The organism is Janibacter sp. LM, assembly GCF_039631275.1.
GTDB lineage: Bacteria > Actinomycetota > Actinomycetes > Actinomycetales > Dermatophilaceae > Janibacter > Janibacter terrae.
On sequence record NZ_JBDIVG010000010.1, the window covers coordinates 143,480 to 149,833 of the forward strand.

At 71.6% G+C, this 6,354-nt stretch carries 7 protein-coding genes; 5 read left to right on the forward strand and 2 right to left on the reverse strand.

The genetic code is table 11. From position 1 onward, the window contains the following. Positions 1-139: 139 nt before the first annotated feature. Positions 140-844, forward strand: a complete 705-nt coding sequence (locus tag ABC138_RS06950) for a L,D-transpeptidase family protein (protein ID WP_068325715.1) — start codon at positions 140-142, stop codon at positions 842-844. A 166-nt stretch (positions 845-1,010) separates the two neighbouring features. Further along, the gene (locus tag ABC138_RS06955) at positions 1,011-2,210 is read left to right on the forward strand and encodes an acyl-CoA dehydrogenase family protein (protein ID WP_068325713.1); all 1,200 of its coding nucleotides are present in this window, start codon (positions 1,011-1,013) and stop codon (positions 2,208-2,210) included. Between the two features lie 53 nt (positions 2,211-2,263). Here ABC138_RS06955 and ABC138_RS06960 read toward each other — a convergent pair whose 3' ends face one another. Together ABC138_RS06960 and ABC138_RS06965 are read right to left on the reverse strand one after the other, a co-directional pair. Continuing rightward, the gene (locus tag ABC138_RS06960) at positions 2,264-2,752 is read right to left on the reverse strand and encodes a hypothetical protein (protein ID WP_218005582.1); all 489 of its coding nucleotides are present in this window, start codon (positions 2,750-2,752) and stop codon (positions 2,264-2,266) included. Beyond that, positions 2,689-3,630, reverse strand: a complete 942-nt coding sequence (locus ABC138_RS06965) for a serine hydrolase domain-containing protein (protein ID WP_218005581.1) — start codon at positions 3,628-3,630, stop codon at positions 2,689-2,691. The genes ABC138_RS06960 and ABC138_RS06965 overlap by 64 nt, the downstream gene beginning before the upstream one ends. 79 nt (positions 3,631-3,709) lie before the next feature. On the opposite strand from ABC138_RS06965, the gene ABC138_RS06970 reads away from it, so the two are divergent. The 3 genes from ABC138_RS06970 to ABC138_RS06980 all read left to right on the forward strand — a co-directional run bounded on the left by ABC138_RS06970 (position 3,710) and on the right by ABC138_RS06980 (position 6,203). Then, positions 3,710-4,297 (forward strand): general stress protein, encoded by a 588-nt coding sequence (locus tag ABC138_RS06970; protein ID WP_345913108.1) that lies wholly within the window; start codon positions 3,710-3,712, stop codon positions 4,295-4,297. Between the two features lie 18 nt (positions 4,298-4,315). Beyond that, a complete protein-coding gene (locus ABC138_RS06975) occupies positions 4,316-5,056 on the forward strand; it encodes a PIG-L deacetylase family protein (RefSeq protein ID WP_068422896.1) in 741 nt (246 codons plus the stop codon). Positions 5,057-5,216: 160 nt separating this feature from the next. Next, positions 5,217-6,203, forward strand: coding sequence for a hypothetical protein (locus ABC138_RS06980; protein WP_345913109.1), 987 nt, complete (start codon positions 5,217-5,219; stop codon positions 6,201-6,203). Positions 6,204-6,354: the final 151 nt, after the last annotated feature.

The following is a 6,354-nucleotide window of genomic DNA, read 5'->3' on the forward strand; positions in this document are numbered from 1 at the left end:
ACGACACGCGCTCGCCGGTGTGGAAACCCTGTGGTTCCCACGCCGGCGAGCGCTATGTTTTCCTCCACCACCGCGCAACCGAGCGGACGTCCCGGGCGTCTGAGCCGGTACCAGCGCCCACTTCATCCAGGGGGAAACCATGGACAGCATCTCGCTCGATCGCCGCGACCTCTTCCGCGCCGCTGCCGCCACCGCCGTCGCCGGCGGGCTCGTCGTCACCGCCGGGGAGGACGCCCGCGCCGCTCGGCCCAGGACGCTGCGCCAGGGTGACACCGGCTGGTGGGTCCAGAACATCCAGCGACGCCTGCTCGCCGCGCGCTTCTGGCTGCGCCGGGCGAACGGCGCCTTCGACGACACGACCCAGCAGGCCGTCATGGCCCTGCAGAAGGCGCACGGCCTGAGCCGTGACGGCATCGTCGGCCCCGACACGTGGGCGGCGATCTACAACCCGAGGACCCCCCGCCCGCGCACCCGCTCGGCCTGGGAGATCGACAAGACCCGCCAGCTGCAGATCGTCGCCCGCTGGGGCTGGGCCCAGTGGGTCTTCAACACGAGCACCGGCAACGGCGAGCGCTACTGGTCCTCCGCCTCCGGCCGCTACCTCTACGCGACCACGCCGTCGGGTACCTTCCGCTTCTACCGTCGGGTCAACGGCATGCGCATCGCCCCGCTCGGCGAGCTGTGGCGCCCGATCTACTTCAACGGCGGCATCGCCATCCATGGGTCCCCGTCCATCCCGGGCTACCCGGCCTCGCACGGCTGTGCCCGCCTGAGCAACCGCGCCATCAACTACATCTGGTGGAAGAACCTCGCCCCGAACGGGCGCGTGGTCAAGGTCTACTGACCCCGCACGGGCGAAGGGGGGAGAGCCGCGACTCTCCCCCCTTCGTCGTCCTCGGGGGCGGCGACCGACGTGGCCCAGCCCACCATGGACACCACGGCGTCCCGGGCGAGGTGCTGGGATACTGGCGCAGATCCCTGTTCCCCCGACGCAACGAGGTAGCACGCGCATGTCACGACTGCAGACGACCGACGGACTGACCGAGGAGCAGGTCGACCTGCTGGGCCTGGTCAAGGAGTTCGTCGACGAGCAGATTATCCCGGTGGCCCAGGAGCTGGAGCACGCCGACGAGTACCCGCAGAAGATCGTCGACCAGATGAAGGAGATGGGGATCTTCGGCCTGATGATCCCCGAGGAGTTCGGTGGCCTCGGCGAGTCCCTGCTGACCTACGCGCTGTGCGTCGAGGAGATCGCGCGCGGCTGGATGCCCGTCTCCGGCATCATCAACACCCACTTCATCGTGGCGTACATGATCCTCAAGCACGGCACCGAGGAGCAGAAGCAGCACTACCTGCCCAAGATGGCCACCGGCGAGATCCGCGGCGCCTTCTCGATGAGCGAGCCGGGCCTGGGGTCCGACGTCGCCGGCATCAAGACCAAGGCCGTGCCGGGCGAGGGTGACGAGTGGACCATCACCGGCCAGAAGATGTGGCTGACCAACGGCTCCACGGCCAACCTCGTCGCGGTGCTCGTCAAGACCGACCTCGGTCACGACGGTGCGCACAAGAACATGACGACCTTCCTCATCGACAAGACCGAGGGCTTCGGCGAGACCGCCCAGGGCGTCACCGTCCCCGGCAAGATCGAGAAGATGGGCTACAAGGGCGTCGACACGACCGAGCTCATCCTCGAGGGCCACAAGACCTCGACCGGCCAGATCCTCGGTGGCGAGCCGGGCAAGGGCTTCTACCAGATGATGGACGGCGTCGAGGTCGGCCGCGTCAACGTCGCCGCCCGCGCCTGCGGCCTGGCGATGCGCGCCTTCGAGCTCGGTGTCGCCTACGCGCAGCAGCGCGAGACCTTCGGCAAGAAGATCGTCGACCACCAGGCGATCCTCTTCCGCATCGCCGACATGGCGAGCAAGGTCGAGGCCGCGCACCAGCTGATGGTCAAGGCCGCCCGCCTGAAGGACAAGGGCGAGCGCAACGACCTCGAGGCCGGCATCGCCAAGTACATGGCGGCCGAGTACTGCGCCGACGTCGTGGGCCAGTCCTTCCGCATCCACGGTGGCTTCGGGTACTCCAAGGAGTACGAGATCGAGCGGATCTACCGTGAGGCCCCGATGCTGCTCATCGGTGAGGGCACCGCCGAGATCCAGAAGATGATCATCGGCAAGAGCATCCTCAAGGACTACCCCGTCAAGGGCTGAGTCCGCACGCCCCACGGCCGGTCACCCCTCGGGGTGGCCGGCCGTGACGCGTCTCAGGCGATCGGCCAGCCGCCCGCGTCCATCCCTCCGGGGATGACGGCGCCGGGCTCGTACGGGCGCCGGGTGAGGACCCAGGTGCCGATGTCGAGGTGGGTCGGGTCGCCCTGCGCGTCGCGCACCACGCGCATCGTCTCCCCGCGGAAGTAGTCCGCCAGCCCGACCCACGTGTCCTCGCCCGCCGGGCGGAAGCCGCTCGTCGGCAGCATCCCGGAGACGTGGTCGAGCCGGAGCCTGCCGTCCGGCAGCACCCGCAGGGTGCCCTCGGAGGTGCCCCAGAACCATGTGCCGGTGAGGGCGAGCAGGTCGGCCGGGACGGACGCCTGCGGGGTCCAGACGTCCGGCAGGACGGGCTCGCACGCGTCGAGCACGTCGAAGGGGTCCTCGACGTCGGTCACGGCGGTGGGGGTCGTGCAGTTCATCAGCAGGACGTGGCCGGTGCGGGTCTCCCGGTGCACGCGCACGCCGGCCTGGAAGCCGGGCATCGACCCGCCGTGGCCGACGAGCCGACGCCCCCGCTCGCGCCAGGTCTCGAAGCCGAGACCCTTGGCGACCTCCCGTCGCCCGGCCCGGTCGCCAGGGCGATCGGCTCGCACATCTCCTCGAGCGAGTCGGCCGATATGACGTCGCCGGTGTCGCCGGCGACGAAGGCCGCCCAGCGGCCGAGGTCGGGCACCGTCGACCAGAGCTGGCCGGCCGGCCCCATCGCGCGGGTGTCCTGCACGGCCTCGCTCAGGAGCACGTCGGCGTGCGGGTGGACGGCGTACCCGGTGGCGGAGGGCGTCACGGGGGCCGCCCCCGTGCGGGTCATGCCGAGCGGGGCGAGGACCTCGTCCGCGACGACCTCGTGCCACGCGCGACCGGTGAGCCGCTCGACGAGCTCCCCGAGCACCGCGAAGCCGAGGTTGGAGTAGTGCACGAAGCGCCCGGGCCGCTCCTGCGCCGCACCGGCCATCGCTGCGCGCAAGCCCTCGCGGTCGGTGCCGGGGGAGCGCTCCCACCAGGCGCCCGCAGGTTCGGCAGCGATGCCTCCCGTGTGCGTGAGCAGCGCGGCGATGCTCCGGTCGGCGAAGGGGGTCCCCGGCACGTGGTCGCCGACCGGATCGTCCAGGCGGAGCCGACCGGCGTCGCGCAGCCGCATCACGGCGACCGCGACGAAGGTCTTGGTGATCGACCCGATGCGGTACTGCACCTGCATCGGGTCGACGTCGGGAGCGAAGCCGCCTCTCGCACAGGCGTGCACGAGCGCGCCGTCGCGGACGACGGCGGTGACGAGCGAGGGGATCCGCCCACGGGCCTGGCGGACGGCGGTGATCCGGTCCAGTCGTCGGGTCGTCGCGGGCAGCAGCTGCGGGCCGGTCATGTCTCGACACCCTGCCAGACCCCCTTCGTCCCGTCGTGGGCCATTATGCCGCCGCGCGCCGGGGTGGGACAATCGGGGCATGAGCACCCAGCCGCAGATGTCCGCCCTCCTCGAGAACCAGCTCGGCCTCGACTACCCGATGTCGCTGGGGACGTACGACAGCTACCGCGAGGCGCAGCGGGCCGTCGACTACCTGGCCGACAACGAGTTCCCGGTGCAGGACGTCATGATCGTCGGCACCGACCTGAAGCAGGTCGAGCGCGTGCGCGGGCGGCTCACATCGGGCAAGGTCGTGCTCGGCGGCGTCCTCTCCGGCATCTGGATCGGTGTCTTCGTCGGCCTGATCTTCGCGATGTTCGAAGGGGGCGAAGGCCTCCTCGTGCGCATGCTCTCGACGATGGCCATGGGCGCCGTCTTCGGGGCCGTGTGGGCGTGGCTGGGGTACCGCTCGACAGGTGGCCAGCGGGACTTCACCTCGGTCAGCCAGGTCGTCGCCTCCCGCTACGAGGTGCTCACCGAGCACAAGCACGCGCACGCCGGCCGCGAGCTGATGACGAAGCTGGACCCGATGCGCGCCGCGCAGGAGCAGCTGCGCCGCAACCAGGAGCAGGCGCGCGCCGAGCACGAGCGACAGCAGCAGCGCGGGGGTACCGACCCGGTGGCCTGACCCGTTAGCGTCAGTGCCATGAGCACGCAGCCCGAACTGGCCGTCCTCGACGAAGACACCTTCGACTCCGTCCTGTGCGTCGTCGCGCATCCCGACGACATCGAGTACGGCACCGCCGCCGCGGTCGCCAGGTGGACGGCGGCGGGCAAGCGGGTGCGCTACTTCCTCCTGACCCGCGGTGAGGCGGGCATCGACACCATGGACCCGGTCGACGCCGCCCCCGCGCGCGCCGACGAGGAGCGCGCGAGCGCCGCGGTCGTCGGCGTCGAGCAGGTCGAGTTCGGCGACCACCAGGACGGGGTTGTCGAGTACGGTCTGCCGCTGCGCCGCGACATCGCCGCGGCGATCCGGCGCGCCCGGCCCGACCTCGTCATCGGCACGACCTTCGACATCGCCTTCGCCGGCGGGTTCCTCAACCAGGCCGACCACCGCGCGGTCGGTCTCGCGACCGTCGACGCCGTCGCCGATGCCGGCAACCGCTGGATCTTCCCCGAGCTCGTCGCCGACGGGCTCGAGCCGTGGAACGTCAAGATGCTCGCGATCGGCGGCAGCCAGCGGCCCACCCACTACGTCGACGTCACCGGCCACCTCGACGACGCGATCGAGTCCCTCGAGGAGCACCGTCTCTACAACTCGGCGCTGCCCGACGAGTTCCCCAAGCCGCCCGAGCTGCTCGGCCGCATCCTCGGCGGTGGTGGCCAGGCCGTGGCCGACCCCGCGGTCGAGCACGCCCTCCTGCTCGAGGTCTACCCGAGGTAGCGGAACCCGTGCTCCCCGCGCTGCGTCCAAGGACCATGACGAAGGGAGCGACCGTGCGAGGTGTCGTGTGGGCGGGTGCGGTCGCCCGGGTCCGGACACGGGGCTGCGGCACCGACCTGCTGGCGGCTTGGAGGTCCGGACGGTGGGAGGGGATGACGCGATGAACGGGATGGGGACAGGGCGGGCGCTGCTGCTCGGCGCCGTGATCGCCGCGGGACTGGCCGTCGTCGTCCCGGCCGGGTCGCGAGGGGACCCATCGCCCGTGCCGCTCACGTGCCCGGCGGCGTACACGGGCGATGAGCACGTGCCGAGCGGGTGGACGGGGCTGCTCGGACGCACGGGTGACCCGGACCTGCCGAGGGTCCACGGCCCGTCGGGCTTCGACCCCCACGACACGCTGGCCCCGCGCCGCACGCCGACCCGGGTCCTGGTCTGCAGCTACGCAGCCGGCCCCAACAGCGACATCACCCCGGCGCCCAACCCGCTGACGAGCACGTGGGAGGTGCAGGACGGGCTCGCCCAGGTGGCCACGGACCTCTCGTCGGTCCACGCGGAGGACGCAGAAGGGTGCACCGAGGCCGGCGGCGACGTCACCCGGCAGCTCGTCGGTCTCGAGTACGACGAGACCGCAGTGTGGGTCTCCGTGACCGACGAGCCCAACGGGTGCATCCCGGCCTCCAACGGCAGCTTCCGCGGCAGGGGCGGGATCGGGCACCTCGTTGCGGAGGCGGTCGACCAGCAGGCCTGGGTGCAGCCCACGCACGGACGCCGCCGAGTGTGCGGCGAGACCATCGCCGACGGTCGGGACGAAGGGCGGACCGCGCTCGTCCCCGGGACGCCGAGCCGGGTGGCGATCTGTCGGTCCGACGACGAGGCGGCCGGGACCTTCGGCGTCCAGAGCGGGCTGCGGGCGCAGCTGCTGACGGAGCTCGCCACGCTCGACACCCGACCTGCCTCGGGCGAGGTCCCTGACTGTGGCGAGGGCTCACGGCAGTACGACCTCGTGCTGCGGTACGGCCGCGGCGCCGACGTGGTGATCCGGGCGAGCATCGGGTGCGACCGCGACGAGGTGGGCAATGGTGACCTCGTGGCGACGGCGACCCCCGAGCTCGCCGCGCTGCTGGAGACCGCGACCACGCACCCGTGAGGTGGGGCAGATGACCGTCTGGGCGGGAGGCGGGCGTGCCTGTGGCCCGGTCCGTGTGGGGGGCCGGGTGCTGAGCCCTTCGAGGCTCCTTCGTCGCACCTCAGGACAGCGCGTGGTCGCTAGGTGTGCCAGGTGACGCCGCGGGGGGTGG

Coding starts and splice junctions, on each gene's coding strand:
- ABC138_RS06950 (WP_068325715.1), top strand. CDS start 140: ATGGACAGCATCTCGCTCGATCGCCGCGACCTCTTCCGCGCCGCTGCC.
- ABC138_RS06955 (WP_068325713.1), top strand. CDS start 1,011: ATGTCACGACTGCAGACGACCGACGGACTGACCGAGGAGCAGGTCGAC.
- ABC138_RS06960 (WP_218005582.1), bottom strand. CDS start 2,752: ATGCCCGGCTTCCAGGCCGGCGTGCGCGTGCACCGGGAGACCCGCACC.
- ABC138_RS06965 (WP_218005581.1), bottom strand. CDS start 3,630: ATGACCGGCCCGCAGCTGCTGCCCGCGACGACCCGACGACTGGACCGG.
- ABC138_RS06970 (WP_345913108.1), top strand. CDS start 3,710: ATGAGCACCCAGCCGCAGATGTCCGCCCTCCTCGAGAACCAGCTCGGC.
- ABC138_RS06975 (WP_068422896.1), top strand. CDS start 4,316: ATGAGCACGCAGCCCGAACTGGCCGTCCTCGACGAAGACACCTTCGAC.
- ABC138_RS06980 (WP_345913109.1), top strand. CDS start 5,217: ATGAACGGGATGGGGACAGGGCGGGCGCTGCTGCTCGGCGCCGTGATC.